The organism is Pseudomonas sp. CFBP 13711 (assembly GCF_014842265.1).
GTDB lineage: Bacteria > Pseudomonadota > Gammaproteobacteria > Pseudomonadales > Pseudomonadaceae > Aquipseudomonas.
Map to the genome: position 1 here is coordinate 148,340 of NZ_JACYVI010000003.1, position 26,527 is coordinate 174,866.

Below are 26,527 nucleotides of genomic sequence, written 5' to 3' on the forward strand. Positions count from 1 at the left end.
AACCCTCTGATACACCGCATATCCCCTGTAGGACCGGCTTCAGCCGGGAAGGCGTCAGATGCCACACCCAAAATCCGCTGCGTACTCAATGGCCCCTTCCCGGCTAAAGCCAGTCCCACTAAAAGCATCCCGTGCATCCAGTGTCACTGACTGAAACCCGAACGATGGGATTGCATATCCCCTGTGGGACCGGCTTTAGCCGGGAAGACGTCAGATGCCACACCCAAAATCCGCTGCGTACTCAATAGCCCCTTCCCGGCTAAAGCCGGTCCCACTAAAAGCAGGAGTGAGCTTGCTCACGAAGAGGCCAGGACATTCAGTGAATTTTCAGCGGTTGGAACGGCGCCTTCGTGAGCAAGCTCACTCCCACAGGTGCTATGTTTGCTGCAAGAAAGCGTCGGGGCAGCACTACATCTCACGCTAAACGTTATATGAATCCATCAGGCCTGAGCGCTTGGAAACACTGGCTCCCCCAGATTCAGCATCAGGCGGTTGGCCCAGGCGAAAATCGAGATGGCGTGGATCAAGTCCAGTACCTGCCCATCGTCCAGGCCCTGCTCACGCAACGCCTTGATGTGGGTGGCATCGATCGAGGCCGGGGCCAGTGTCAGGTCTATCGCAAAGCGCACGATGGCTTTTTCCCGTTCGTTGGTGCCCGCCGTGGCAGGGTCGGCGAAGACCTCGCGGATCACGTCGTTGCGCTTGGCCAACTGCTCAAACCGCTGGGCATGCACCGAGGCGCAGTACACGCAGCGGTTGACGCACGAAACCACGGTGCTCGCCAGTTCACGTTCGGCTCGGGACAGCCCGCCCGGGGCGTACATGATGGCGTTGAAGGCCTGGGAACGCTGGCGAAGAATGTCCGGGTGATGGGCCAGGGTCAGGTAATAGTCCGAGGTCTTCGCCTGGGGATGGCTCTCTTCGAGCACCGCGATCTGCTCGGGGGTGGCGCTGTTCAGATCAACCGTCGGCAGCCAGGCCTTCCAGCCCAGCACCTCGTTGGTGAATCCATTGTCGCGAATCGGCTCGCTCATCACGCTTCTCCAGCAGAAAGCAGTGCACCCAGCCCTGCGGCCAGACGCACCTGATAGGACATGAACGCGACCAGCTGCGCCAGCACGACGATTTCCTCAGTGCTCAGCCCGACATTGTGCAGCGCCTGCAACGCCGCCTGGTCGCCATGCACTGGCGACTCGATCAATGTGCGGGTGAATTCCAGAATGCCGCGCAATCGAGGGTCGCTCAGCTCATCCAGCGAACCGGAATCAATGCTGGCCACGCTCAACGCGTCCACGCCCTGGGCGTGCAACTGCGCCAGATAGTGCGCGGCCAGTGTCGCGTGCGGCGTCAAATGGGCGGCGTAATAGGCCACCCACAAGCGTTCGGTCAGCGACAGATTGCCCGGCAGTTCAGGGGCAAAAAACAAATCCTGACTGCCCTGGGTGGCGGAGGCGACCTTGTCGCGGGCATGGCGAACGGTGTGAAGCGTCGAGCCCGGCTGAATACCGAGCAGACCATCAAGCACATCGGGCTCAGTGCCCGGCACAGTGTCCAGCGGGTGTGAGGGATTCAATGACATGACGTTTCCTGACAGTAAGTGGGACGTCGTCCCCGCTGCGCACCTGTGTCGCCGCGGGGACATGCAGAATCAAGGTTGCTCGGTGACCATGGTCGCGGCGGTGCGGTCGCTCACCAGCGGCTCGACTTTCAGGCCCTTCCGCGCCGCCCAGATGTTCTGGTAATGAAACAGCGGGATGATGCCGACGTCGTCGCTGACCACCTTCACTGCATCCTCCAGAATCTGCCGGCGCTTGGCTTCGTCGAATTCGGCGGTTGAATCGACCAGGGCCTTGTCCACCAGCGGGTTGCTGTAATGACCCCAGTTCGAGGCGCCCTGCCCCTTGCTGCTGTCGACGGTGGTGAGAATGTTGGTCAGCGCGTAGGCCGCTTCGCCGGTGCCGTTGCCCCAGGCGATGACACTGATTGCCAGTTCATTCTTGTTGGCCTTGCCGGCATACACCGCCCACGGCAGCACTTCGAGCTGCACCTTGACGCCGATCCGCGACCAGAACTGCGCCACCGCCTGCATCGCTTCCGGCGCCTGCGGATAACGGTCGCCCGGCACGTGGACGGTCAGCTGAAAGCCTTCGGGAAAGCCGGCCTGGGCCAGCAGCTCTTTGGCCTGCTTAACGTCGTAGGGGATGTTTTTCACCTGCGGGTTGTAGCCGAAGGTGTTGGCCGGCATCCACTGATTGGCCTCGGTCACGGTGCCTTGCATGATGCGTTCGTCGATGGCCTGGCGGTTGATCGCCAGGGACAGCGCCTTGCGCACGCGTACGTCACGCAGCGGGTTCTCCGCCAGCGGCTTGCCCGCGTTGTCGCGGATGAACTCGTTGGGCCCTTCGCGGAAACTCGGCTGAATGATCAGCGCACGCAGGCCCTGATAAGCAAACACGTTGACGCTCGGGGTCTTGCGCAACCGCTCCACGTCCGTCGGCGAAACCTTGTCGATCACGTCGACATCGCCCGCCAGCAATGCAGCAGTGCGGTTGGCGGCATTGGCGATAAAGCGAAAATCGACCTTGTCCCAGGTCGGCTTGCCGCCCCAGTAACTGTCGTTGCGCGCGAAGATCGTCCGGTCACCCGGCACGTAGGAGACGAAGCGATACGGCCCGGTGCCGATCATCGCCTTGCCGGCGTTGTAATCGGCACTGCTGGCGTTCGCCCCGGCATGGCGGCTGACGATGTAGATCGAGTCGACGTCAGGCAGCAGATTGGCGTTCGGCGTGCGGGTTTTGATGATCAGCGTGTGGGCGTCCTTCGCGCTGACCGACTCGACCGTGCGCATGGCGCCGGCGTACGAGGCGACGCTGCCGGGCACGTTGCGCGCGCGCTCGAAGGAGAACACGAAATCATCGGCGGTCAGCGGCGTGCCGTCCTGCCATTTGACGTCATCGCGCAGGTCGAACTGCCAGGTGGTCGGGTCCACGACTTTCCAGCTCTTGGCCAGGCCCGGCAGGGTCTTGTCATCGTGGCGGTTGACCAGGGATTCGAAGGCGTGCAGCGCCACCGAGCGGTCGCCGGCGTAGTTGTTCAGTTGCGGGTCGAGGGACGAGACCGGGTCGGCGTAACCGATCCGCAGATCCTGGGCCGAGACACCCCCGGCGGCCAGCAGCAGTGCCGTGGCGATCAGTGAGCGAACACGTGGTTGCATGGGAGATTCCTTGTACGCAATGGCTGGGATTCAGGACGCGCTTCGAGGGGCGCGCTCATGACAGATCGTTGAGGTGACACGCACTCAGGTGGTTCGGCGAAACCTCCCTCAGGGCCGGAACTTCCTCGCGGCAGCGCGCCGTGGCATGCGGGCAGCGAGGGTGGAAATGACACCCGGCGGGCGGGTTCAGCGGGCTGGGGATTTCCCCTTTGATCGCGTCATAACGGGTACTGCGGACATCGAAACGCGGGATCTGCGCCAACAGCGCCTGGGTGTAGGGGTGACTGGCGCGGGCGAACAGGTCATCGACCGAGGCGCTTTCCACCACCCGGCCGAGGTACATGACCACCACGCGATCGCACAGGTGCTCGACCACGCCCAGGTCATGGCTGATGAACAGATAGGTCAGCCCCAGTTCGTCGCGCAGGTCCATGAACAGATTGAGGATCTGCGCCTGAATCGACACGTCCAGCGCCGCCACGGACTCGTCGCAGACCAGCAACTCAGGCTGCACCGCCAGCGCCCGGGCGATGCCGATGCGCTGGCGCTGGCCGCCGCTGAACTGGTGCGGATAACGCTGACGCAGTTGCGGGCTGAGCCCGGCGCGCTGCAGTTGCGCGCTGACGTAATCGTCGAAACCGGCCTTATCAGTCAGACCGTGCAACAGCGCGCCCTCGCCGACGATGCGGTCCACCCGCAGGCGCGGGTTCAGGCTCGACGACGGGTCCTGGAAAATCATCTGCACTTTCAAACGTACGGCGTGGCGCTCTTGCGGGGTCAGGCTGTCCCGCGCCTGACCGTCCACCAGCGCGGTGCCCGACGACACCGGCAACAGCCCCGCGACCATGCGCCCGAGGGTGGACTTGCCGCAGCCGGACTCGCCAACCAGCCCCACCACTTCGCCGCGCTGAATGCGCAGATCCACCTTGTCGACGGCGTGGGTCACCGGCCGTGGACGGGTAACGTGCAGGCGTTGCAGCAGACGCTGAATGGAGCTGTCCGCCGCTGTGCCGAAGGTTTTACTGACCTGGCGCAGCTCGATGAGCGGGGTGGATTCACTGCGCATCGGCGGCTCCGGGATGAAAACAACGGACGGTCTGGCCGGGCGCAATCTCGCGCTCGGCCGGTTCTTGAGCGCAGACCGACGAGGCGCGCGAGCAGCGCGCGGCAAAGGCGCAACCGGTCGGCATCGACAACAGGTCCGGGGCCATGCCGGGGATCTGCCGCAGGCGCTGGCCGCGCTTGTTGCGGCTCGGCAGGCTGTCGATCAGGCCCTGGGTGTACGGGTGTTGCGGACGGTCGAGCACATCGGCCACCGAACCCTGCTCGACGATGCGCCCGGCGTACATCACCGCCACGTCATCGGCCAGGCCGGCGACCACCGACAGGTCATGGGTGATCCAGATCAGCGAGGTCCCCTGCTCGCGCACCAGCTTCTGCACCTCGCTGAGGATCTGCGCCTGAATGGTCACGTCCAGCGCCGTGGTCGGCTCGTCGGCGATGATCAAGTCCGGGGCATGCAGCAGCGCAATGGCAATCGCCACCCGCTGGCGCATGCCGCCGGACAGTTGGTGCGGGTAGGCACGCAGCCGCTCTTCCGGACTGGGAATGCCCATCAGCGCCAGGGTTCGGCCGGCATGGGCGCGGGCTTCGCGCTTGCTGACGACACGATGGGCACGCACGGCCTCGATCATTTGCGTGTCAACGCGCAGCACCGGATTCAGCGTCATCATCGGGTCCTGAAAGATCATCGCGATGCGGTTGCCCTGCAATTCCCGCAAGCCCGCCGCGCTGAGCTGTGTCAGGTCACGCCCCTTGAAGAGCACCTGACCGCCGCTGATCCGGCCGGGCCCTTCGACCAGGCCGAGGATGGAAAAACCGGTCACCGACTTGCCCGAACCGGACTCCCCCACCAGACCGAGAATGCGCCCCGGCGCGACCCGCAATGACACATCCCGCACCGCCGGCAGCACACCCGCGCGGGTGTAGAACGACGTGCACAGATTGCGCACCTCCAGTGTTGGCGTTTGTGCGGGCGCTTGTGTGGACATGGCCGCCGCATTGCGTTCAGGCAGGCTCATCGCAGCAACCTCGGGTTGAGGACGTCACGCAGACGGTCGCCCACCAGATTGATCGCGACGATGGTGATCAACAGCGCCAGGCCGGGAAACAGGCTGATCCAGTACTCGTTGCTGAGCATGTATTGAAAGCCGTTGGCGATCAGCAACCCCAGTGAAGGCTCGGTGACCGGCACGCCCAGGCCGAGGAACGACAGGGTCGCTTCCAGCGTGATCGCCCGGGCAATCTGCAGCGCGCCGATGACGATCAACGGCGGCAGGCAGTTGGGCAGAATGTGGCCGACGACAATGCGCCACGGTCCGATGCCCTGGCCGCGGGCGGCATCCACGTATTCGCGGCGGCTTTCGGTCAGGGCCTGACCCCGCGCCGTGCGGGCGTAGTACGCCCATTCCAGCAGGATCAGCGTGAGCATGACGTTGCCGACGCCCTTGCCCAGCCACGCCAGAATCATCAGCGCCATGAGAATCACCGGGAACGACAGCAGCAGGTCGACCAGGCGCATCAGCAAGGCGTCGAGCCAGCCGCCGACGTAAGCCGAGACCAGCCCGACCAGGGTGCCGATGACCGCCGCGATCAGCGCCGAACCGATGCCGACCCACAAGCTGATGCGCAGCCCGTAGAGAATCGCCGACACCAGATCGCGGCCCTGTCCATCGGTGCCCAGCCAATAGGTGTAGCCGCTGTCCATATTGGCGCTGCCGGGTGCGAGCCGCGCATCCAGCACGTTCAATTGCATCAGGTCGTAGGGGTTTTGCACCACGATCCACGGCGCCAGCACCGCCACCAGCACGATCAGCACAAGCACCAGCAAGCCAACGACGGCAGTGGGCGAACTGATGAATTCGACGGCGACCCGGCGCCAGGGTGATTGCGCCTGCAGGCCAACGTGGGACGGGACCGGTTTGGAAGCGGCGTTCATCGCGAGCCCTCCACACGAACCCGGGGATCGAGCAGGTAATACAGGCCATCGACGATCAGGTTAAGCACCACGAATATCACCACCACGACCATCAGATAAGCCACCACCACCGGGCGATCGAGCATGTTGATGCTGTCCAGAATCAGCTTGCCGGCGCCGGGCCAGGAAAAGATGCTCTCGGTGACCACGGCGTAGGCGATGGTCGAGCCCAGTTCCATGGCCAGCACCGTCACCACCGGAATCATGGTGTTGCGCATGACGTGCATGCACATCACCCGCATCGGCGACAGGCCTTTGGCCCGGGCGAATTTGACGAACTCCTGGGGCAGCACTTCGCGCACGCCGGCGCGGGTCAGGCGCAGCACCAGCGAGATTTTGAACAGCGCCAGATTCAACGCCGGGAGCAGCAGGTGTTGCAGGCCGTCGAGGGTCAGCCACGACCATTGCACGCCAAACAGCTCGCGGGTTTCGCCGCGACCACTGGCCGGCAGCCAGCCGAGCTTGATGGAGAACAGCATGATCATCATGAGCGCCACCCAGAACGCCGGCAGCGAGAAGCCGACGATGCTGGCGGCCATCATCATTCGCGACAACGGGTGATCCGGGTAGGTGCCGGCAAACATACCCAAGGGCACGCCGATTACCACGGCGAGAAACAACGCGCAGAACGCCAGTTCGAAGGTCGCCGGCAAGCGCTGCAGAATCAGGCGCATGGCGTCCTCGTGGTAGACGAAGCTCTGGCCGAGATTGCCGTGCACCGCGCCCTTGATAAAAATCAGGTACTGCTCCCACAGCGGCTTGTCGAGACCGAGGTGGGCGATGGCTTGCAAGCGCTCGGCCTGATTGAGGTCTTCGCCTACCAGAATGTCCATCGGGTTGCCGATGGCGTTGAGGCCGACGAACACCACCAGCGTCATCAGCAACACGACCAGAAAGGACTGAGTCAGTCGCCGCAGCGTCCAGCCGATCATCGAAGCAACTCGTCGGCGGTCGGTTGTCCGGCCACCCACTCGTCACCGAACAGCTCGGGGTCGGCGTAGTTGCGCATCGCTTCGAAGTGCAGCTCGACGTCCTCGACGAACAGCTGGCCGATCAGCGCTTGGGCCAGCCGCTTGGCGCCTTCGCTGATGGCCGGGATGTCGCCGGACACCGCGCCGAAGCTCAACGCTGCCGGGTAACTGAAGCAGTGAATATGGTCCAGACCGGGACAGGCGCCGGGGGTCTTTTCCTGAAACTCGAAGCACGTGCCCAGATCGGGCAGCTCCGCCAGCTCGGCGTCGCTCTCCCCTGCGGGCGGCTGAAAGCGGTCGCGCCAGACACGGACGTGGGAGGCAAAGGGTGCGAATTCCGGGCGCTGCTGAAAGTGGGTGCGGAAACCGGTGGCGAACACCACAAAGTCGGCCTCGATGCGCGCTGTCGGGGTGTTAAGCCACACGCCGCCAGCCGGGTTCTGCGCGACGGAGGTGACTGGACTGTTGAGCAGAAACCGCGCACGGCCCGAGCCGGAGACGCGCAAGGTGCTCCCGCGGGGCGGCGGCACCTGCTGGGTGTTGAGGTAATTGCGGATGCGCCACTTCCAGGCATCCGGCAGACGCCAGTAGCCGTGGGTCATGCCGGGGTTGCCAGCGCCTTTGCCTTTGTTGATGCGCGGCAATTCGGCACGGCGGATCAGCAGGTCCACTTTGCTCGCCCCTGATTCCAGGGCGGTGGCGGCACTGTCCATGGCCGATGCACCGCCGCCGATCACGGCCACGCGCTTGCCCTCGAACCACTCAGGCTGAAGGCCATCAGCCGAATGGGCCCAGAGATGGCGCGCCAGGGTGTGGGCGAAATCAGGGACCCATGGCCCGCCAAGGCCGTCCCGTCCGGTGGCCAGAACCACGTGACGGGCCCGCAGATGGAGGGTGTGCCCGGCGGTTTCGACGTCCAGCTCGACCAGCCCGTCGGCACGGGGCGCCACATGGCTGACCCGGTGTTCGTTGCGTACGTCCAGCGTCAGGACCTTGCGGTACCAGCGCAGGTATTCAGCCCATTGCAGACGCGGAATCTTGTCCAGCGCCGCCCAGCCTTCGCTGCCGAACTGCGCCTCGTACCACGCGCGGAACGTCAACGCCGGCAGGCCCAGGGCCGGGCCGGTGAGTTGTTTGGGCGAGCGCAGGGTTTCCATGCGCGCGGTGGTCGCCCACGGACCTTCGAAACCGGCTGGCGCCTGATCGAACACCACTGCCGCCACACCGGCATGTTTCAGCTCTGCGGCCAGGGCCAGACCGGCCATGCCGCCTCCGATGATCGCCACGTCCAGCACCGGCGCGCCTTCGCTGTAGACGGGTTTGACCCATGGGCTGGCCGGTAGATCGAGCCAGGTCAGGTCCTGTCGCAGACGGCTTTCCAGTGCGGCAAGACCTGAGGGAATCAGCGTGTCGGACATCGGGAGTACTCGGGAGTCGATCGGGTGATGCTTGATGTTGAATTCAAGAAACGTTCCAAAACTGTCGAATAATGAATTCATGGATGCTTTGAATGCTTAATCCGAATACTAAAAGCCGCTCCTTATTCTCGCAACGCGCAAAAAAGCATATCGATATAGCTAAAACGCGGGATGAATGTCAGCTATGCCACCTTCCCGGCTAGAGCCGGTCCCACTAGGGTTTTGTGTCGCTGCAGATTGATGCGCCGAGCGCGGAATTGTGGGACCGGCTTCAGCCGGGAAGAGGCCAATACATCCGCCGCATCTGTAGCGCCAACAACGCACCCTTCCCGGCTAAAGCCGTTCCCACTAGGGTTTTGCGTCGCTGCAAATTGATGCGCAGAACGCAAAATTGTAGGACCGGCTTCAGCCGGGAAGAGGCCAGGAGACCCGACACATTCATAGCGCCAACAACGCACCCTTCCCGGCTAAAGCCAATCCCAAAAAAAGCCTTCCAGCCGCCGCACCTGGGGCGCGGCCGAGATTCCCCTGTGGCTCATCTATTCCGCATAAATGCTCTGCAGCAGCGCATCGTGTGCACTGGCCTCGTGCATGAGCATGTCGGGCAGCAGTTGTCTGGCCGAGCGGGCGATTTCCTCGATCAGTGCCTGGGCAACATCCGACAGCGGGTGGGCAAACGCGGAAATCAGGCCGAAGAAGAAGGGAATGTTGCAAGCGATGGGCCGCACCACCACACCCTCCACCGGAACACCCATCGCGGTAAACGGGTCCACCAGCGCGATGCCCAGCCCGGCCCGGGCCATCTGCATGGCGATCAGCGAGGTATTGGTGTCGAGCATGCGCGGCGTTCCACCTCCTGCATCGGCAAAGGCCCTGTCGATGCGTCGGCGAAAGCGGTAGGGGTTGGCCATAGTCACCAGCGTTTGCTGAGACAGCAGCTCCATCGACAACACGTCATGACGCGCCAGCTCGGAATCCGCCCGAAGCACTGCCACACAGGGCGCTTCGCCGATCCAGTGGATGTCCAGGCCGCGATGCTCCAGCGGCAGGCTGACCGCGCCCAGGTCCATGGTCTTGGATAACACCGCCTGAACCACGTTCTCCGGCGACATGCTTTGCAGTTGTACCTGCTGCGGCCGCAGATGCTCGGGCAAACGCGCCAGCGCAGCGGGCAGCAGCCCCGCCGCCAGCGCTGAAATCGCCACCAGTTTGATCTGATGGTTTTCCTCCTGGGCGATATGCGCCGCGCGCTGGCGAATGTTGCGGATGCCCAGCAGCGCGCTCTCCACCTCGCCGTACATCATGAACGCCTTGTGGGTCGGCGTGACTTTCGGGCCGCTGCGCTCGAACAACGCGAACCCCAGTTCCTGCTCCAGCTCCTGAATGACCCGCGTGACCGAAGGCTGCGAGCGGCCCAGCATCTTGCCAGCGGCGGTGACACTCCCTGCGGACATCACCGCCGCAAATGCTTCCAGTTGACGCAGATCCATAAACAGAGCCTTACCACGGGGTTAATGAAGACAGCGCGCAACCAGCGAGGCAGCGAGTTCGCGAGTGGCCGAAGTCTACACGGTGAGGCGAAAACGGCGCGAGGTCGTCTACCCGACCCTCGGCGCCGGTGCCCGTCCTTGTACGATCCTGACTCCAGTGATCGTCATTTGAGTACAGATCCCGGCCATTCATCCGCCACGGGTGTCGATCATCGACTGCCCTGCAACTCGATGGAATTTTCGCGAACCCCCTCCCTCTGAACCTACATATCAAGAAAAGTCAGCAGGCTACCCATGACCTCTTTACAGCTTCTTTCCGAGCGTTCTGCCACGGCGCATTTATCCAGCGGCGCCCACCACTCGCTGTACTCCCGTCTGCTGCGCGGACAGGTGGAAGCCGAGCGGGACAACGCCCGTGAGTTCCTCCAGGAGCAACTGGAGGTCGCGAAGACGCTGCCGTCCAACCTGCCTGCTGATCTGAATGATCTCTCGGCATGGGTGGCCAATAACAGTCATTCAGTGGCCGAGCAATATCGCGTCTATCTGGAGGAACGCCGCGCCGGCGGGCCCCGCAAGTTCTTCACCAATAAAGCCCACGCCCTGTTCTTCCTGCAAAGCGTTGCACCGAGCAAGCTGGTGGACGGCGCCTGGCTGTACGGCACGGTGAAGCATGCCAATGACTGGCGCTATCACGGCCTGATCCGCACCTACCTCGAAGAGCTGGGCGACGGTGAGCCTGCACTGAACCACGTGGTGCTGTACCGCAACCTGCTCACCGAACACGACTGCGCACCCATCGCGCAGCTGGACGACTCGTTGTATTTGCAGGGCGCCATTCAACTGGGTCTCGGCCACTTGAGCGACGAGTTCCTGCCAGAAGTGCTGGGCTACAACCTCGGCTACGAACAACTGCCGCTGCACCTGCTGATCACCGCCTTCGAGCTGAGTGAGCTGGGCATCGACCCGTATTACTTCACCCTGCACGTGACCATCGACAACGCCAGCTCGGGCCACGCCCACAAGGCGGTAGAGGCCGTACTGGATCTGTTGCCGAACGACGACAGCAAGGATGAATTTCTTCAGCGTCTGCGCGCAGGCTACCTGCTCAATGATCTGGGCATTGGTTCGACCGACATCGTCCGCGCGTTCGATCTGGAAGAAGAAGTGGTCTCGATGCTGGAGACCAAAAGCACCTTCGGCCAGCACATGCATTCGGACTATTGCCGCCTCGAAGGTCGCACGATCAATGACTGGCTCGCCACTCCTGGCCAGAGCCGTCAGTTGCTGAGTGCGCTGGAAGATCGCGGCTGGATCAAGCGCAATCAAGACCCGCAGGACAGCCGCTTCTGGCAACTGATCGACGGCCCCGGCGCGGTGATGTTCGGCGTGTTCAGCGGTTATGAAATGCAACTGCTGAAGGACTGGATCGCCGGTGACTGGCAGGCCTCCGAGCAGAGCAACCCGTTCCGCACTCGCTTTCGTCGCCGCCACGTGGCCGCAAACGACGTCGCACAGCCGCGCAACGCCCCTTCCCTGCCGCTGGAGAAACTGGTTGAGCTGATCGCTCCCGATTCCCATCCAACGCCGGAAGGTCTGGCAGCCACCCGAATCTATGCCCGCCAGTTGGCGCAAGGAAGCCTGACACGATGAACCAGCAGACATTGCTCGAGCCGACATTCGATACCCCGGAAATGACCGACGAAAGCCACGACCTCGCGCTGCTGCAGTTGGGCCAACGCCTGCAGGCTGATCACTATCGTTTCATGACGGTCACACCGCTGACCCATCAGCGCGTCAACGGACGTGAGCAGAACCGTAAAGCCCGTAGCCTTCGCGACGTTTTCGGCTGGAGCCGCCCTTTCGAAACCGGCCTGCTGGACGAAGCCGAGCTCGAAACTTTGCTCGCCGCCGGTGTACTGCGTGCCCATGCCGGCCTGTGGGTCAGCGACGTGCGTTGGTCGAGCCTCGACGATTTGCTGTTCGTCCACTCCGCCTTCCCCACCGTGGCCCACGATTCGGTGTTCTTCGGACCCGACACCTATCGCTTCGCCCAGGCCATCGAGGAGCATTTGCGCACCTCGACGCACCCGATCCGCACCGCCGTCGACATCGGCTGCGGCAGTGGCGTCGGCGCGATTTTGATCGGCCGTGCCCGTCGGGATGCCAGCGTGCTGGCCGTGGACATCAACCCCACTGCGTTGCGCTTTACCGCGGTCAACGCGTCGCTGGCCAAGGCCGACAACGTGGTCGCCTACCACAGCGACATTCTGGCGGGCACCACGGGCGAGTTTGACTTGATCGTCGCCAACCCTCCTTACATGAAAGACAGTCAGGAACGCGCCTACCGCCACGGTGGCGATCAGCTGGGTTCGGAGCTTTCGGTGCGCATTCTGGCCCAAGCCATTGAGCGACTGGCCCCGGGCGGCAGCGTCTTGTTGTACACCGGCGCTCCCTCGGTGGACGGCGTTGACCTCTTCCTTGAGCAGGCGCGCAAGCTTGTCGACCGTCCTGACCTCGCCTGGTCCTATCGCGAGATGGACCCTGACGTGTTCGGTGAAGAACTGGAAACCGAGACCTATCAGGACGCTGACCGCATTGCCGCCGTGGTGCTGACGGTGACGCGGATCCAGTGATCTATCCGACCACGCCGGATGGCCGCTATTTCGTGGTCAAGGGCCAACTGTGGCGCTGCAGCAACCCCGCCCTTGGCGAAGAAGAGCGGCAGCAGTGGGTCAACGCGCTGATGAAGGCCCGCCAAGCGGTCAAAGTCGCCAAGCGCGCCGATGATGCAGACGCGCTCAAGGCGGCCCGTGCTTCGGTCAACGCGGCGAAGATTGCACTGGGTGAGCGCGGTCCGGTGTGGTGGTCGGACGGCGCGGCAGATTTCAATCGCTACAAGGCTGTGAATACGCCCTATCGGAACTGGTTCGAGTCACTGCAACAGTGAGCGGCTGCTGACGCCAGACTTGCAACACATGACCTGACAGCGGCTCGTTATCAAATTCTCTGAACGATTAACGCGTTTATTGCGTCGGAATAAGTACGGGCACTCAAGCCACGTCAAGGACAGAAGAGGAACTTCACTATGGCAAATCTCATTCAGACTTCCGCACTCGCATTGTTGATGGCCATCGGTAGCCAAGGCGCTTTCGCTGCCCAGGACAATGACGACTTCGTTGAAGATGCATCCGCCAAAGGTGTGGCTGAAGTCGAAGCCGGCAAACTCGCGCTGGAAAAAGGCAGTTCTGCGGATGTAAAAGCGTTCGCGGAAATGATGGTGAAAGACCACACCGCCGCCAACACCAAACTCAAAGGCATCGCTGATACCAAAAAGCTGGAAGTCTCTGACAACGCCATGCTGATGGACAAAGCGAAAGCGATGATCCTGGAATTGCGCAGCTCGAAGTCGTTCGATCAGGCGTATGCGAACAACCAGGTGGTTGCCCACGAACAAACCATTGAGCTGTTCAAGAAAGAAGCCGCTGAAGGTAAGGACGCTGATCTGAAAGCGTTCGCGACGGCGACTCTGCCTAAGCTGGAAGAGCACCTGACCCACGCCAAGGCCCTGGCCAAAGCACATGGCGGTGACGCTGCCAAATAATTCGGACGGTGCCTGTTAAGGGCTGATTCGAACATTTAGTTGAGAGAGGCAGGGTTTAAACACCCTGCCTTTTTCACATGTGCCAGAGTGTCTTCATGGGACATACGCCCGCCCCTTAGTACGTGAGGCCCGACATGAGCAATGCAACCCGCAATCAAATGGCTGTTGTCCTCAACCAACTCAACGAACTTCGCGGCAGCGTGAACGAACTGTTCCGCCTTGAGCTGTCCGAGGTCACCGAGCTGACCGGGCACCAGACGGTGGACGACAAGCAGAGCATCGCCCAGTGCTTCGCCACGCTGGAGGCCTCCATCGTCGACATGGAGCAGACCCTGGCGATGCTGGCCGAAGCGACCGAGCAGCGTGGGGCTGTTTGACCTGCTCCGCTATCGTGATCTTGCAGTGTCTGGGCCGACGCCTTCCCGGCTGAAGCCAGTCCTACTATGGAAACGCGATCCTTTAGCGGGACCGGCTTTAGCCGGGAAGAGGCCCGTCCAGGCGCCATCATGTTTGCGGGTGTAGGGAGACGATCGCTCCCACTCTGGAACTCCGCCCTCGCCGCGAACTCTGCGTTTAACAGACACATGCCGCAGGGTGAGGGATTTCCATGAGCGCCGGACTGGACGAATACAACCGCAAGCGAGATTTCGACGCGACGCCTGAGCCCTCAGGCAGCACGAAGAAGAAACGCACTTCGAGCAAAAAGTCAGCGCACGCCCTTCAGTTCTGCATCCAGAAGCATGATGCCTCCCGCCTGCATTACGACTTCCGCCTCGAAATCGATGGCAGCCTGAAAAGCTGGGCCGTGCCCAAGGGCCCTTCGCTGGACCCCAAAGCCAAGCGCCTGGCGGTCCATGTGGAAGACCACCCCGTCGAATACGCCACCTTCGAGGGCAGCATTCCCGAAGGGCATTACGGTGCAGGCGACGTCATCGTCTGGGACCGCGGCGTGTGGACGCCCCTCTCCGACCCCGCCGACGCCTACGCCAAGGGCAAACTCAAATTTGAATTGCAGGGCGAGAAGCTCGGCGGCGTGTGGAACCTGGTCAAGACGCACATTCCCGGCAAGCAGGAACAGTGGTTTCTGATCAAGCATCAGGACGAGTTCGCCCGACCGGAAACCGACTACGACGTGGTCAAGGCGCTGCCCGACAGCGTGCTCAGCGAGCGCACCCTGATCCCGAAAAAACGTGGCGGCAAGTCGACCGCGTCCAGGTCGGCAAAGCCCCGGCCTGAACAGCCGAAGCCCGTAGAGAAGGTCCCTGCCCCGCGCAAGAAATCCGCCAAGGCGCAGCTGGTGGGCGCTGAACCTGCAGAGATCCCGGACCTCATCAAGCCGGAACTGGCCACGCTGGTGGAGTCCGCCCCCGAAGGCGACTGGCGCTACGAGATCAAATTCGATGGCTACCGGGTCATGGCGCGGGTCGCCGACGGCAAGGTGCAGCTGTTCACCCGCAACGGCCATGACTGGACCCATAAACTGCCGCGCCAGGCCGAAGCCATCGCCGGGCTGGGCCTTGAGTCGGCCTGGCTCGACGGCGAGATGGTCGTCGCCAACGACGACGGCGTGCCTGACTTCCAGGCCCTGCAGAACGCCTTCGAGGCCGGCCGCAGCAGCAACATAATTTACTACCTGTTCGACATGCCTTTCCTGAACGGCATGGACCTGCGGGAAGTGCCGGTGGAGCAGCGACGCACCGCGCTGTCCAAGGCGCTCGAACGCACCGACGACGAGGTGCTCAGGTACTCCGAAGACTTCGCCGAAGTGCCGGAAGTCCTGCTTAACAGCGCCTGCCAGATGAAGATGGAAGGCCTGATCGGCAAGCGCGCCGGCAGCCCCTACGTGTCACGCCGCAGCGGCGACTGGATCAAGCTCAAGTGCAAACGCCGCCAGGAATTCATCGTCGTGGGCTACACCGATCCGAAGGGCGCGCGCAGCAAATTCGGCGCGTTGCTGCTGGGTCTGCACGATGCCGACAGCGGTGAATTGAAGTACGCCGGCAAGGTGGGCACCGGTTTCAACGAAGCGACATTGGGCACGATCTACGACCAGTTGACCCCGCTCCACGGGAAGAAGGCTGCGGTGGTCAATCCGCCCACCGGCTTTGAAGCCAAAGGCGTGCACTGGCTGAAACCGGTGCTGCTGGCTGAAGTGGCCTTCGCCGAGATCACCAAAGAGGGATCGGTGCGGCACGCAGTGTTCCATGGCCTGCGCACCGACAAGCCTGCCGAATCGATCACCGAAGAGCTTCCGGCTCCGGCAGTTTCTGCCGAGCAAACCTCCGAGCCAGAGTCGGAGCCAGAAGAGCCAGAAGAGAAGCCAAAGCCAGCGCGCAAACGCGCAACAGCATCCAGGGCGGCCAAGTCCGAAGAAAGCCGGCCTGGATCAGCAGCCCCAACCGACGCCACAACGGGCAAGATCCGCCTGACCCACCCCGAGCGGGTGATCGACCCTACCAGCGGCGCGACCAAGCGTGATCTCGCCGATTACTACATCCGTATTTCCGAGTGGCTCCTGCCGCAACTGGCCCAACGCCCCGTGGCGCTGGTGCGTGCGCCCGAGGGCATCGGCGGCGAGCTGTTCTTCCAGAAAAACGCCGACCGCCTGGCCATCCCCGGCATCGAGACCATGGGCAAGGAATACACCGGCCACCCCGTGATGCTGATCAACAACATCGAGGCGCTGATCGGTGCGGTGCAGATGAGCGCCATGGAGCTGCACACCTGGAACGCCGTTGCCAAGAATCTGGAGCGGCCGGACCGTTTCATTCTCGACCTCGACCCTGACCCGGCGCTGCCCTGGAAAACCATGGTGGAAGCCACGCAACTGACCCTCGCCGTGCTGGATGAACTGGGGCTCAAATCGTTTCTGAAAACCAGCGGCGGCAAGGGCATTCATGTGGTCGTGCCGCTGACGCCGAAAGCCGACTGGGACGCCGTGAAGGAGTTCAGCCACGCCATCGTCAAGCACATCGCCAGGCTGCTGCCGGAGCGGTTTTCGGCGGTGTCGGGGCCGAAGAACCGGATTGGCAAGATCTTCATCGATTACCTGCGCAACGGCCTCGGCGCCACCACCATTTGCGCCTACTCGGTGCGCACCCGGGAAGGCCTGCCGGTGTCGGTGCCGATCCATCGCGAAGAGCTGCTGGAGATCAAAGGCGCCAACGCCTGGGACATCAACACCGTCCACGAACGCCTTGCCGAACTCGACAGCGACCCGTGGGCGGACCTGAGCAAAACCCGGCAGACCATCACGGCGGAGATGCGCAAGCGGGTTGGCCTCAAATAGCCCCGCCGTGCGCACGCCGTTGTGAGGCCGCGATCCCATAGTGGGACCGCGTGCTCATGGTAGGACCGGCTTTAGCCGGGAAGGCGTCGGTTGTCACACCGCAGAATTGAGGGTGCACCCACTGGCCTCTTCCCGGCTGAAGCCGATCCCACTAAAGCAACGCGTTTCACCAGTGGCACCGCGATCACATAGTGGCCCCGCACGCACCGCTAATCCCCCACCGCTGCAAAGTCCTGAACTAAACCCCTCGCCGCCTGCTCCGCTACTTAGTTGCCCCTAATTAATCGCGGAGAAAAATCACAATGAGAGCACTTACCTACCACGGCGCCCATGACGTCAAAGTCGACACCGTCGCCGATCCGGTCCTCGAACAAGCTGACGACATCATCCTGCGCGTGACCGCCACGGCGATCTGCGGCTCCGACCTGCACCTGTATCGCGGCAAAATTCCCACCGTTGAACACGGCGATATCTTCGGCCACGAATTCATGGGCATCGTTGAAGACACCGGCTCAGCCGTGACCGCCGTGCAGCGCGGCGACCGGGTCGTGATCCCCTTCGTCATTGCCTGCGGCGAATGCTTCTTCTGCAACCTGGACCTGTACGCCGCCTGTGAAACCACCAACACCGGTCGCGGCGCGATCATGAACAAGAAGGCCATTCCACCGGGGGCGGCGCTGTTTGGCTTCAGCCACTTGTACGGCGGCATCCCCGGCGGCCAGGCCGAATATGTGCGCGTGCCCAAAGCCAACACCGGCCCGTTCAAAGTCCCCGGCACGCTGTCGGACGAGAAAGTGCTGTTCCTCTCCGACATCCTGCCCACCGGCTATCAGGCGGTCCTGAACACCGGCATCGGCCAGGGTTCGAGCATCGCCATCTACGGCGCAGGACCCGTAGGGCTGATGGCTGCGGCCGTGGCCCGGATGCTCGGCGCCGATCAGATTTTCATGGTCGACCACCACGCTTACCGGCTGGCATACGCCCAGGCGACCTACGGCGTGATCCCGATCAACTTCGATGAAGACGACGATCCGGCCGACACCATCATTCGTCAGACCAAGGGCATGCGCGGCGTCGACGGCGTGGTGGATGCGGTGGGTTTCGAAGCCAAAGGCAGCACCACCGAAACCATTCTGACCAACCTGAAAATGGAAGGCAGCAGCGGCAAGGCCTTGCGCCAGTGCATCGCAGCAGTACGCCGTGGCGGCGTGGTCAGCGTGCCCGGTGTGTACGCCGGCTTCATCCACGGTTTCCTGTTCGGCGATGCGTTCGACAAGGGCCTGACTTTTAAAATGGGCCAGACCCACGTGCAGCGCTACCTGCCGGAACTGCTCGAGCACATTGAGGCCGGCCGCCTTGCCCCCGAGGCGATCATCAGCCACCGAATGTCGCTGGAGCAGGCCGCCGAAGGCTACAAGATTTTCGACAAGAAACAGGAAGACTGCCGCAAGGTCATCCTGACACCGGGCAGCCCTGAAATCCCTCTGACCGAAACCGAAACCGTGACCCAAACCGGAACCGTCACCGGCATCCCCGCCATGTGATGGCACGCGCACCAAGGACAACGATATGGAAACGCTCTTCTCGATCGCCCTGGCGGTGATCATCCTTCTGGTCGACGTATGGGCCATCGCCAGTGTCTGGCGCAGCACCAAGTCGTCCGGCACCAAGATCGGTTGGGCGGTGCTGATCTTCATCTTCCCTGTCATCGGTGTCGCCATCTGGGGCATCGCCGGCCCGCGAGGTATCGCCGAAGCACCCACGTCCAAGGCGCACAGCAAGGGCTGAGACAGGCCCGTTTTACGGCGCGCGGTTGCAATGAGCGCGCGCCGATGCTGCCCTCACATCCCCTCGTTTGAATCAATTCACGCCCGAACAGATCGATCCTGGCCCCGCCTTTCCAGCGTTCGGATCAACTGCTCGACCGTCCGTCTTCGACCCCGAACTCCCGCTTCCCTAGGCCCCTCCACCCTTACACAGCGTGCAGATTCGCTGCCGCGTGAGATGGCCAGGTGCGCCCGTCCCTGAGTGTGCCTTTGCCCCGAATGATGTCCCGATTGATTTGAGGATGATGATCAAATGCCTACATTCAGCGAAGACACCGCAGGCGCCCAAGCGCGCCCCGCGTCTCCCGGCGAGGCGCTGCACACTCTGCACGATAATGCGAAAGACCTGCTCGGCACGGCCCGCGAGCACGGCCCGCGAGCACGGCACCGAGCAGTTCGGCAGTTACCGCGACAGCGCCGCCGAGCAGATCGAAAACCTGGCCAAAACAGCGAGCGCTGCGGCTGAAGAGTTACAGGACAAGGACACCCTGGGCATCTCCCATTACATCAGCGACATCGCCGAGAGCCTGAGCGCGTTTGCGACCAGCATGCGCGGCAAAAGCGCCGAGGAGATGCTGCACCAGGCCGGCCGTCTGGCGCGGGAAAACCCTGCGCTGTTCGTGACGGGCAGTGTCGCGGTGGGCTTCGGGCTGTCGCGGTTCCTGCGCGCCAGCAGTCCGGACCTGAACGCCTCAACCTCGTCCCCATCGTCATCCGCCCCTGACTCGCCGCAGTACCCCTCGGGCGACAGCGAGAGCGGCTTCAAGGCAGGCCAGAACGAAGGCCTGAGCGCTCGTCACCCGTACGAAGCGGATACCTCCCGAGGAGTGCCGATCCAGACGCCGGACCCACTGGCCCCGCGCAACCCCACCGCCCAAGGCGCAGCCACCACGGATCTCGACGACGGTGGCGGCATACAGCAATCGGGCGCCGAACTGGGCAGCTTCAACGCAGACCCCGGCACCGCGTCGAGCCCTGCGCACACGTCAACGCCCGCGCCTGACAAGCCTGCTTCCCGGGGAGAATTCTGATGTCGATTAATTCTGAACTTCCCCCACGCAGCACCGGCATCCACAACGGCGACACCGACACATCTGCGCTCGGCATCATCCGCCAGTTGGCCCACGAAGTCCCTGCGCTGATCAGCGAAGAACTCGCGCTGGCCAAGGCCGAAATCCGCACCTCGGTCGCCACGGCCAAAGCCGCATCCGCCGCCCTCGCCGGCGGCATGGTCATCATGCTGGCGGGGCTGGTGATCCTCCTGCTGGCCGCCGTCTATGGGCTGGCGATGGTCCTCGTTCCCTGGCTGGCCGCGCTGATCGTGGGCGTGGTGGCGATGATCGTCGGCTTCCTGATGGTGCAATCCGGCAAGAAACACCTTGAGGCCACCCAACTGGCCCCTGAGCGCACGATGAACTCGCTCAGCAAGGACAAAGAAGCCATTCAGAGGAAAGTCTCATGAGCGTCGACAGCAGCTTTGCCACCGAAGATGAACTGAACCGCGACATCCCCGATCCGCTGCTGGCGAAAAGCCCGGACGCGATCGAGCGCAACATTGATGCGCGCAGGGCCAACATCGAAAACCTCGTCGACGCCCTGGAAAGCAAACTGTCGCCCGGGCAACTGATCGACCAGGCACTGACGTTCACCAAGGAAAACGGCGGCGAGTTTTTCGGCAACCTCGGCACCTCAATCAGGAACAACCCGATGCCGATGCTGCTCACCACCGTGGGCATTTCCTGGTTGATGCTCGGCCAGAATCAAAAGCCCGGCGCCGCGTCCGGCGGCAGCGGCGCTTCGATGTTCGGCCAGTGGGGCGAGAAGCTCAGCGGTGCAGCCCACAGCGTGAGCGAATCATTCAGCGGCGCGACGGATCACGCACGGGAATCGGCGCATCAAGCCAGCGACAAGGTCGGGCAGTTCGGGGAATCCGCCAGTCACACGCTGGACGATCTGAAGCAGCAGGCCAGCGAAAAGACGGCAGCGATGAAAGACACGCTGTCGTCCACTGCGGGCAATGCCCAGGAAGCGCTGCTGCGTCAGAGCCGAAATGTACAGGGCACCTTCCAGTACCTGCTGCGCGAACAGCCGTTGGCGCTCGCCGCCATGGGCATCGCGCTGGGAGCGGCCCTGGGTGCTGCGCTGCCGAGCACCGAGAAAGAAAACAAGGCGTTCGGCAAGGCCAGCGACAACCTCACCCAGAAAGCCAGGGCGACGGTGAGCGAGACATGGGAAACAGTGTCCGACGCGGGCAAGAACATGGCCGATGATCTGAAGAGCACCGCCAAGGGGGTCTGATAACGCAGGGTACGCAGGACGAAAAAAGGGGCTGCGTTGGCAGCCCCTTTTCATGCGCACTACCCGCCGTGCGCGTGTGCCCAGCGTTTGCAATCCTTAGAGGATCGGCTTGCCGCCGGTCACGCCATAACGTGTCCCCGAGATGTAACTGCCTTCGTCGGAGCCCAGCAGCACGTAAATCGGCGAGACTTCAACCGGCTGACCCGGCCGCCCAAGTGGGGTTTCTTCGCCGAAGCTTTTCACGTCTTCGTCGGTCATGGTCGACACGATCAACGGCGTCCAGATCGGGCCGGGCGCGACGCTGTTCACGCGAATGCCGCGTTCGCCCAGCAACTGCGCCAGGCCGGCAGTGAAGTTGGCGATGGCGCCTTTGGTGGCGGCATAGGGCAGCAGCGTCGGCTTCGGCGAATCGGAATTGACCGAGCTGGTGTTGATGATCGAACTGCCCGCGGCCATGTGGGGCACTGCGGCCTTGCAGATGCGAAACATCGCGGTGACGTTGATATCGAAGGTTTTCACCCACTCCTCGTCGGGGATTTCTTCGAGGGTTTTGTGGGACATCTGAAAGGCAGCGTTATTGACCAGCACGTCGATGCGGCCAAATTTTTTCACCGTCTCGTCGACAATCGCCAGGCACTGGGCCTTCTCGGCCAGATCGCCCGGCAGCAGCAGGCACTGGCGGCCCGCCTCCTCCACCCAGCGTGCGGTTTCCTTGGCGTCTTCGTGCTCGTCGAGGTACGAAATCGCCACGTCGGCGCCTTCGCGAGCGTAGGCAATTGCCACTGCGCGACCGATGCCGCTGTCACCGCCAGTGATCAGCGCAATTTTGTTGCTCATGCGGCCCGAGCCCTTGTAGCTAGTCTCGCCGCAATCCGGGTATGGCTCCATTCGGCTCTGATCGCCGGGCACTGTTTGCTGCTGAGGCTTGAACGGCGGTTTCGGGTAATCAGTCATGGGGCTCTCCTTGAAATAGTCCAACGCAAACGGTCAGCGTCAAAAGTGGACTGAAGGCGCGAGGGATGAGTTCGGAGTTTTTTAAAACGGCCTTGCCAGGCGGTTTCATCGAGTACCGATGCGATGTCGATTCTTTCCACATCCGCAACACTGAATTGCTAAATGTTAGCTAGCTAACGGAATCGACCGCTGCTACTTTCAATCACGTTGAATCCGCCGATTTGACAACCCCCCCGGAGCCGCCTTCGCGTCAGAGATAACGTGAGGGCGGCTCGCTTTTTTGTGCCGGCCCCTGGCACATCGGTATCAGGAATTGATCGCAAGCCAGGCCCACATGGCCCGCCGAAACACCGTCAGGCCTCCCCTTTCCCTTCCGAGTCGGACATCATGAGCGTCGGCCGTTTCCTGGCCCGTCATCCACACACTCGTAGAAGAGAGCTCCCATGGCAAACCACGACATCACCTTCACGCCGGATCCCGACGCCGATTCCATTTCCTCGGACGTCGCCGGCTTCGGTGGTCTGCTGGTGTCCACGCAGATCCCCACGCGCGCTGACGGCAGCCTGGAACTGGGCAGTATCGCTGAACAGAGTGAATGCACGCTGCAGGCGCTGAAAGTGGCGCTGGAGCGGGCCGGCAGTTCCATGGACCGCGTGTTGCACCTGACCATCTACCTCACCGACATGGCCGATCGCGCCGCTTTCAACGACGTCTATAAACGCTTTTTCGCCAAGCCCTGGCCGGTGCGCGCGGCGGTTGGCGTCGCTGCGCTGGCCGTCGAAGGCATGCGCGTGGAAGTCACGGCGATGGCCGCCAAGGCCTGATCCCGCGGGTTTTCCGGCGCCCCGCTCAACAGGCAGGCGCCACCGGGCAGCAGACGGGTGCCGGTCAAGCGTTTCGCCGCTACAATGCGCGCCTTGACCGTGACCGTGCCGACTAAAAAAATATGTCTCTGCCCAAACATCACCTGGAATTGCTCAGCCCCGCCCGCGACGTGGCCATTGCCCGCGAGGCCATTCTGCATGGCGCTGACGCGATCTACATCGGCGGCCCCAGCTTCGGCGCGCGCCACAACGCGGCCAACGACGTCAGCGAAATCGCCCAACTGGTCGAGTTCGCCCGCCGTTACCACGCCCGGGTCTTCACCACCATCAACACCATTCTTCACGACAACGAGCTGGAGCCGGCGCGCAAGCTGATCCATCAGCTCTACGACGCAGGCGTCGACGCGCTGATCGTGCAGGACCTCGGCGTGATGGAGCTGGACATTCCGCCCATCGAGCTGCACGCCAGCACCCAGACCGACATCCGCACGCTGGAACGCGCACGCTTCCTCGATCAGGCCGGCTTCTCGCAGCTGGTACTGGCCCGTGAGCTGAACCTGCAAGAGATCCGCGCCATCGCCGACGAAACCGATGCCGCCATCGAGTTCTTCATCCACGGCGCGTTGTGTGTGGCCTTCTCCGGTCAGTGCAACATCTCCCACGCGCAGACCGGCCGCAGTGCCAACCGGGGTGACTGCTCCCAGGCCTGCCGCCTGCCCTACACGTTGAAAGACGATCAGGGTCGCGTCGTCGCCTACGAAAAACACCTGCTGTCGATGAAAGACAACAACCAGAGCGCCAACCTGCGCGCACTGGTGGATGCGGGCGTGCGTTCATTCAAGATCGAAGGCCGCTACAAGGACATGGGCTACGTGAAGAACATCACGGCCTACTACCGCCAGCGTCTGGACGAGATTCTGGAAGACCGCCCGGACCTGGCCCGCGCCTCCAGCGGCCGCACCGCGCACTTCTTCCTGCCGGACCCGGACAAGACCTTCCACCGGGGCAGCACTGACTACTTCGTCACCGACCGCAAGATCGACATCGGCGCGTTCGACTCTCCGACCTTCACCGGCCTGCTGGTCGGCGTGGTCGAGAAAGTCGGCAAGCGTGATTTGCAGGTGGTCACCCATGAGCCGCTGTCCAACGGTGACGGCCTCAACGTGCTGGTCAAGCGCGAAGTGGTGGGTTTCCGCGCCAACATCGCCGAGCCCAAAGGCGAGTTCGAAGAAGACGGCAAGAAGCGCTACCGCTACCGCGTCGAGCCGAACGAGATGCCGAAGGGCCTGCAACTGCGGCCGAACCATCCCCTCAGCCGCAACCTCGATCACAACTGGCAGCAAGCGCTGCAAAAGACCTCGGCCGAGCGCCGCATTGGTTTGTCATGGGTCGCGCGTCTGCGTGAAGAACGTCTGGAACTGGTCGCCACCAGCGAAGAAGGCATCAGCGCCCGCGTCGAGCTGAACGGCCCGTTTGGCGTTGCCAACAAACCGGAGCAGGCACTGGAACAGCTGCACGATCTCCTAGGCCAGCTCGGCACCACCGAATACCACGCGACCGCCATCGAGCTGGACGCGCCCCAGGCGTTCTTCATTCCGAACTCGCAACTCAAGGCCTTGCGCCGTGAGGTCATCGAGAGCTTGACCGCCGCTCGCGTCCAGGCGCACCCCCGCGGTGCCCGCAAGCCGGAAACCTCGCCGCCGCCGGTTTACCCTGAGGCGCACCTGTCGTTTCTGGCCAACGTCTACAACGAAAAGGCGCGGCACTTCTATCACCGTCACGGCGTGCAGTTGATCGACGCCGCGTATGAGGCCCACGAAGAGAAAGGCGAAGTGCCGGTGATGATCACCAAACACTGCCTGCGCTTCTCCTTCAACCTGTGTCCGAAGCAGGCCAAGGGCGTAACCGGCGTGCGCACCAAGGTGGCGCCAATGCAGCTAGTGCATGGCGATGAAGTGCTGACGTTGAAGTTCGACTGCAAGCCGTGCGAGATGCACGTGATCGGCAAGATCAAGGGCCACATTCTGGGTCTGCCGCATCCGGGCAGCGGCGTGCAGGTGGTGGGGCATATCAGCCCCGCGGACCTGCTGAAGACCATCCCGCGCGCACCCCACTGATCCGGGCCTGTTGCGCTGACCGCGCTGCACCTTTCGGAATGGAGCTTCCGTGATGCAGCGCGGTGAGTCAGCGGCGTGCGACTTCGTGCTTGATGCAGCCTTCGTAATACACCTGTTTGACGCTTTCCGGCCGCAGCCTTGAAGGACTGTCGTAGGTCTGTTCGGTGATGCCCAGTGCGCTCATGCGCATCCACTGCTGGGCGAAGTGCTGGGCCTGCATCTTCTTGCGTGCGCCGTACAGCGTCAGGCCGGAGAGTTTGTATTGCTGAGCGGTGCCCGCCATCCCGGCGCCCCAGGTGCAGAGGTCGCGTTCGTTCTTGCTCGGAGGGCGTGCAAAGGCCTGGGAAGTCACAGTTGCGAGAACGCAGAAGGTCAGTAGAGCCCTGAGAAATGACATGCGATTCCTTGCCTAAGTGACTGATCAGGCGTGGATTCTGACGACAGCGCCCTTGCACCGGGGCCAGCATATTGCCTTCTTTCTCGGCCAGCCGACCAATGACACCCGCGCCGCCATGACTCAGCGCTCCGCGTCACATTTGAGTAACGAAAGCCTGCGCCGCCTGCTACCGTGTAGGGGTTACGTATGAACCTTATCGGCCGATCCCCGGTCGATAGATGCACCTCTGGTTCCGTCGACCGCTGCTGTACCCGACCGAACCCGCTTATTTCCAGAAGGACCGTCCATGATTCCAATTCAACGCATCGCCTGGCTCAAGGCCTGGGGCGCCCATGGTTTTACCGCCACGGGCGTGGTGCTCGCCTTTCTCGCGACCATTGCTCTGTTCGACAATCAACCCAAGGCGTGCCTGCTCTGGCTGGGCTTTGCCCTGATTGTCGATGGCGTGGACGGCTCCCTGGCGCGCAAGCTCAACGTGCAGTCGGTCCTGCCGCACTTCGACGGCTCCGTGCTGGACCTGGTGATCGACTACCTGACCTACGTATTCATCCCCGCCCTGTTCATCTACCGCTACATCCCGCTGCCGGAATACACCCTGCTGCTGACCACCTCGATCATTCTGGTGTCTTCGCTGTTCTGTTTCTGCAATGTCGAGATGAAGAGCAAGGACAACTACTTTCAGGGCTTCCCCGCCGCCTGGAACGTCGTCGCCCTGTGCGTGTACATCCTTTCCCCTGCGCCGTGGCTGACGTTCATCACGGTGATCTGCCTGGCGCTGCTGACGGTCACACGCATGAAGTTCCTGCACCCGTTCCGCGTTCGCCGCTTTATGCCGCTCAACATCGCGGTCACGGCCGTGTGGTTCTTGTGCAGCTTCCTGCTGGTGATGAACCACCCCTACAACGGGTCGGTGACGCTGTTCGTGTGGCTGGCGATGTCGGCGTACTTCCTGGGGATCTGCATCTGGCGCACTTCCATGGAATGGATCGACAAAGCCCGCGTCTGATTCTTCCGACGGCTTTATTCGACGCACAAAAAAAGCAGCCCTCTTCGGATGGCTGCTTTTTTTCTGCGCGGGGTTTAACCAGGCG

At 62.6% G+C, this 26,527-nt stretch carries 25 protein-coding genes; 14 read left to right on the forward strand and 11 right to left on the reverse strand.

Translation table 11 applies throughout. The annotated features are described in order from the left end of the window. Nucleotides 1-440: 440 nt before the first annotated feature. The 9 genes from IFT47_RS07715 to IFT47_RS07755 all read right to left on the reverse strand — a co-directional run bounded on the left by IFT47_RS07715 (nucleotide 441) and on the right by IFT47_RS07755 (nucleotide 10,130). A complete protein-coding gene (locus tag IFT47_RS07715; RefSeq protein ID WP_192172508.1) occupies nucleotides 441-1,034 on the reverse strand; it encodes a peroxidase-related enzyme in 594 nt (197 codons plus the stop codon). Further along, complete coding sequence (locus IFT47_RS07720; protein ID WP_192172507.1) at nucleotides 1,034-1,579, reverse strand: CMD domain protein; 546 nt, start codon at nucleotides 1,577-1,579, stop codon at nucleotides 1,034-1,036. The genes IFT47_RS07715 and IFT47_RS07720 overlap by 1 nt, the downstream gene beginning before the upstream one ends. A gap of 69 nt (nucleotides 1,580-1,648) precedes the next feature. Continuing rightward, nucleotides 1,649-3,214: an ABC transporter substrate-binding protein gene (locus IFT47_RS07725; protein WP_192172506.1), complete on the reverse strand. Its 1,566-nt coding sequence runs from the start codon at nucleotides 3,212-3,214 to the stop codon at nucleotides 1,649-1,651. Nucleotides 3,215-3,269: 55 nt separating this feature from the next. Next, complete coding sequence (locus tag IFT47_RS07730; RefSeq protein WP_192172505.1) at nucleotides 3,270-4,280, reverse strand: ABC transporter ATP-binding protein; 1,011 nt, start codon at nucleotides 4,278-4,280, stop codon at nucleotides 3,270-3,272. Beyond that, complete coding sequence (locus IFT47_RS07735) at nucleotides 4,270-5,295, reverse strand: ABC transporter ATP-binding protein (RefSeq protein ID WP_192172504.1); 1,026 nt, start codon at nucleotides 5,293-5,295, stop codon at nucleotides 4,270-4,272. The genes IFT47_RS07730 and IFT47_RS07735 overlap by 11 nt, the downstream gene beginning before the upstream one ends. Then, a complete protein-coding gene (locus tag IFT47_RS07740) occupies nucleotides 5,292-6,212 on the reverse strand; it encodes an ABC transporter permease (RefSeq protein ID WP_192172503.1) in 921 nt (306 codons plus the stop codon). The genes IFT47_RS07735 and IFT47_RS07740 overlap by 4 nt, the downstream gene beginning before the upstream one ends. Beyond that, a complete protein-coding gene (locus IFT47_RS07745) occupies nucleotides 6,209-7,183 on the reverse strand; it encodes an ABC transporter permease (RefSeq protein ID WP_192172502.1) in 975 nt (324 codons plus the stop codon). The genes IFT47_RS07740 and IFT47_RS07745 overlap by 4 nt, the downstream gene beginning before the upstream one ends. Beyond that, nucleotides 7,180-8,640, reverse strand: coding sequence for an NAD(P)-binding domain-containing protein (locus IFT47_RS07750; RefSeq protein WP_192172633.1), 1,461 nt, complete (start codon nucleotides 8,638-8,640; stop codon nucleotides 7,180-7,182). Before IFT47_RS07750 ends, IFT47_RS07745 begins: the two co-directional genes overlap by 4 nt. A 539-nt stretch (nucleotides 8,641-9,179) precedes the next feature. Next, on the reverse strand, nucleotides 9,180-10,130 hold the full coding sequence (locus tag IFT47_RS07755; protein ID WP_192172501.1) for a LysR family transcriptional regulator: 951 nt from the start codon (nucleotides 10,128-10,130) through the stop codon (nucleotides 9,180-9,182). Between the two features lie 294 nt (nucleotides 10,131-10,424). On the opposite strand from IFT47_RS07755, the gene IFT47_RS07760 reads away from it, so the two are divergent. The 11 genes from IFT47_RS07760 (at nucleotide 10,425) to IFT47_RS07810 (ending at nucleotide 21,144) form a co-directional block, all read left to right on the forward strand. Beyond that, complete coding sequence (locus IFT47_RS07760; protein WP_192172500.1) at nucleotides 10,425-11,780, forward strand: iron-containing redox enzyme family protein; 1,356 nt, start codon at nucleotides 10,425-10,427, stop codon at nucleotides 11,778-11,780. Between the two features lie 41 nt (nucleotides 11,781-11,821). After that, on the forward strand, nucleotides 11,822-12,763 hold the full coding sequence (locus tag IFT47_RS07765; RefSeq protein ID WP_192172632.1) for a methyltransferase: 942 nt from the start codon (nucleotides 11,822-11,824) through the stop codon (nucleotides 12,761-12,763). Then, nucleotides 12,763-13,077 (forward strand): hypothetical protein, encoded by a 315-nt coding sequence (locus IFT47_RS07770; RefSeq protein ID WP_192172631.1) that lies wholly within the window; start codon nucleotides 12,763-12,765, stop codon nucleotides 13,075-13,077. Before IFT47_RS07765 ends, IFT47_RS07770 begins: the two co-directional genes overlap by 1 nt. 138 nt (nucleotides 13,078-13,215) lie before the next feature. Then, nucleotides 13,216-13,731, forward strand: coding sequence for a DUF4142 domain-containing protein (locus IFT47_RS07775; RefSeq protein ID WP_192172499.1), 516 nt, complete (start codon nucleotides 13,216-13,218; stop codon nucleotides 13,729-13,731). Nucleotides 13,732-13,865: 134 nt separating this feature from the next. Beyond that, nucleotides 13,866-14,108, forward strand: a complete 243-nt coding sequence (locus IFT47_RS07780) for a hypothetical protein (RefSeq protein ID WP_192172498.1) — start codon at nucleotides 13,866-13,868, stop codon at nucleotides 14,106-14,108. Between the two features lie 230 nt (nucleotides 14,109-14,338). Next, entirely contained in the window at nucleotides 14,339-17,020 is a 2,682-nt protein-coding gene (gene ligD, locus IFT47_RS07785) for a DNA ligase D (RefSeq protein ID WP_192172497.1), read from the forward strand. A 302-nt stretch (nucleotides 17,021-17,322) separates the two neighbouring features. Further along, entirely contained in the window at nucleotides 17,323-18,564 is a 1,242-nt protein-coding gene (locus IFT47_RS07790; protein ID WP_192172496.1) for a zinc-dependent alcohol dehydrogenase, read from the forward strand. A 25-nt stretch (nucleotides 18,565-18,589) separates the two neighbouring features. After that, nucleotides 18,590-18,808, forward strand: a complete 219-nt coding sequence (locus IFT47_RS07795; protein WP_192172495.1) for a PLD nuclease N-terminal domain-containing protein — start codon at nucleotides 18,590-18,592, stop codon at nucleotides 18,806-18,808. A gap of 373 nt (nucleotides 18,809-19,181) precedes the next feature. Next, complete coding sequence (locus IFT47_RS07800) at nucleotides 19,182-19,877, forward strand: hypothetical protein (RefSeq protein ID WP_192172494.1); 696 nt, start codon at nucleotides 19,182-19,184, stop codon at nucleotides 19,875-19,877. After that, nucleotides 19,877-20,308: a phage holin family protein gene (locus IFT47_RS07805; protein WP_192172493.1), complete on the forward strand. Its 432-nt coding sequence runs from the start codon at nucleotides 19,877-19,879 to the stop codon at nucleotides 20,306-20,308. The genes IFT47_RS07800 and IFT47_RS07805 overlap by 1 nt, the downstream gene beginning before the upstream one ends. Continuing rightward, nucleotides 20,305-21,144, forward strand: coding sequence for a DUF3618 domain-containing protein (locus tag IFT47_RS07810; RefSeq protein ID WP_192172492.1), 840 nt, complete (start codon nucleotides 20,305-20,307; stop codon nucleotides 21,142-21,144). Before IFT47_RS07805 ends, IFT47_RS07810 begins: the two co-directional genes overlap by 4 nt. A gap of 96 nt (nucleotides 21,145-21,240) precedes the next feature. On the opposite strand, the gene IFT47_RS07815 is transcribed toward IFT47_RS07810, so the two are convergent. Next, nucleotides 21,241-22,098 carry an SDR family oxidoreductase gene (locus IFT47_RS07815; protein WP_192172491.1) on the reverse strand — a complete coding sequence of 286 codons (858 nt, stop codon included), beginning with the start codon at nucleotides 22,096-22,098 and terminating at the stop codon, nucleotides 21,241-21,243. A gap of 443 nt (nucleotides 22,099-22,541) precedes the next feature. Between IFT47_RS07815 and IFT47_RS07820 the strand changes: the two genes are divergently transcribed. Then, nucleotides 22,542-22,922, forward strand: a complete 381-nt coding sequence (locus tag IFT47_RS07820; RefSeq protein ID WP_192172490.1) for a RidA family protein — start codon at nucleotides 22,542-22,544, stop codon at nucleotides 22,920-22,922. Between the two features lie 122 nt (nucleotides 22,923-23,044). After that, nucleotides 23,045-25,039 carry a peptidase U32 family protein gene (locus IFT47_RS07825; RefSeq protein WP_192172489.1) on the forward strand — a complete coding sequence of 665 codons (1,995 nt, stop codon included), beginning with the start codon at nucleotides 23,045-23,047 and terminating at the stop codon, nucleotides 25,037-25,039. A 67-nt stretch (nucleotides 25,040-25,106) separates the two neighbouring features. Here the strand turns inward: IFT47_RS07825 and IFT47_RS07830 are convergent, their stop codons facing one another. Continuing rightward, nucleotides 25,107-25,436, reverse strand: coding sequence for a hypothetical protein (locus IFT47_RS07830; RefSeq protein ID WP_192172488.1), 330 nt, complete (start codon nucleotides 25,434-25,436; stop codon nucleotides 25,107-25,109). Between the two features lie 286 nt (nucleotides 25,437-25,722). Between IFT47_RS07830 and pcsA the strand changes: the two genes are divergently transcribed. Further along, nucleotides 25,723-26,442, forward strand: coding sequence for a phosphatidylcholine synthase (gene pcsA / locus IFT47_RS07835; RefSeq protein WP_192172487.1), 720 nt, complete (start codon nucleotides 25,723-25,725; stop codon nucleotides 26,440-26,442). The last annotated feature ends 85 nt before the right edge of the window (nucleotides 26,443-26,527 follow it).

Coding starts and splice junctions, on each gene's coding strand:
- IFT47_RS07715 (WP_192172508.1), bottom strand. CDS start 1,034: ATGAGCGAGCCGATTCGCGACAATGGATTCACCAACGAGGTGCTGGGC.
- IFT47_RS07720 (WP_192172507.1), bottom strand. CDS start 1,579: ATGTCATTGAATCCCTCACACCCGCTGGACACTGTGCCGGGCACTGAG.
- IFT47_RS07725 (WP_192172506.1), bottom strand. CDS start 3,214: ATGCAACCACGTGTTCGCTCACTGATCGCCACGGCACTGCTGCTGGCC.
- IFT47_RS07730 (WP_192172505.1), bottom strand. CDS start 4,280: ATGCGCAGTGAATCCACCCCGCTCATCGAGCTGCGCCAGGTCAGTAAA.
- IFT47_RS07735 (WP_192172504.1), bottom strand. CDS start 5,295: ATGAGCCTGCCTGAACGCAATGCGGCGGCCATGTCCACACAAGCGCCC.
- IFT47_RS07740 (WP_192172503.1), bottom strand. CDS start 6,212: ATGAACGCCGCTTCCAAACCGGTCCCGTCCCACGTTGGCCTGCAGGCG.
- IFT47_RS07745 (WP_192172502.1), bottom strand. CDS start 7,183: ATGATCGGCTGGACGCTGCGGCGACTGACTCAGTCCTTTCTGGTCGTG.
- IFT47_RS07750 (WP_192172633.1), bottom strand. CDS start 8,640: ATGTCCGACACGCTGATTCCCTCAGGTCTTGCCGCACTGGAAAGCCGT.
- IFT47_RS07755 (WP_192172501.1), bottom strand. CDS start 10,130: ATGGATCTGCGTCAACTGGAAGCATTTGCGGCGGTGATGTCCGCAGGG.
- IFT47_RS07760 (WP_192172500.1), top strand. CDS start 10,425: ATGACCTCTTTACAGCTTCTTTCCGAGCGTTCTGCCACGGCGCATTTA.
- IFT47_RS07765 (WP_192172632.1), top strand. CDS start 11,822: ATGACCGACGAAAGCCACGACCTCGCGCTGCTGCAGTTGGGCCAACGC.
- IFT47_RS07775 (WP_192172499.1), top strand. CDS start 13,216: ATGGCAAATCTCATTCAGACTTCCGCACTCGCATTGTTGATGGCCATC.
- IFT47_RS07780 (WP_192172498.1), top strand. CDS start 13,866: ATGAGCAATGCAACCCGCAATCAAATGGCTGTTGTCCTCAACCAACTC.
- ligD (WP_192172497.1), top strand. CDS start 14,339: ATGAGCGCCGGACTGGACGAATACAACCGCAAGCGAGATTTCGACGCG.
- IFT47_RS07790 (WP_192172496.1), top strand. CDS start 17,323: ATGAGAGCACTTACCTACCACGGCGCCCATGACGTCAAAGTCGACACC.
- IFT47_RS07795 (WP_192172495.1), top strand. CDS start 18,590: ATGGAAACGCTCTTCTCGATCGCCCTGGCGGTGATCATCCTTCTGGTC.
- IFT47_RS07800 (WP_192172494.1), top strand. CDS start 19,182: ATGCGAAAGACCTGCTCGGCACGGCCCGCGAGCACGGCCCGCGAGCAC.
- IFT47_RS07805 (WP_192172493.1), top strand. CDS start 19,877: ATGTCGATTAATTCTGAACTTCCCCCACGCAGCACCGGCATCCACAAC.
- IFT47_RS07810 (WP_192172492.1), top strand. CDS start 20,305: ATGAGCGTCGACAGCAGCTTTGCCACCGAAGATGAACTGAACCGCGAC.
- IFT47_RS07815 (WP_192172491.1), bottom strand. CDS start 22,098: ATGACTGATTACCCGAAACCGCCGTTCAAGCCTCAGCAGCAAACAGTG.
- IFT47_RS07820 (WP_192172490.1), top strand. CDS start 22,542: ATGGCAAACCACGACATCACCTTCACGCCGGATCCCGACGCCGATTCC.
- IFT47_RS07825 (WP_192172489.1), top strand. CDS start 23,045: ATGTCTCTGCCCAAACATCACCTGGAATTGCTCAGCCCCGCCCGCGAC.
- IFT47_RS07830 (WP_192172488.1), bottom strand. CDS start 25,436: ATGTCATTTCTCAGGGCTCTACTGACCTTCTGCGTTCTCGCAACTGTG.
- pcsA (WP_192172487.1), top strand. CDS start 25,723: ATGATTCCAATTCAACGCATCGCCTGGCTCAAGGCCTGGGGCGCCCAT.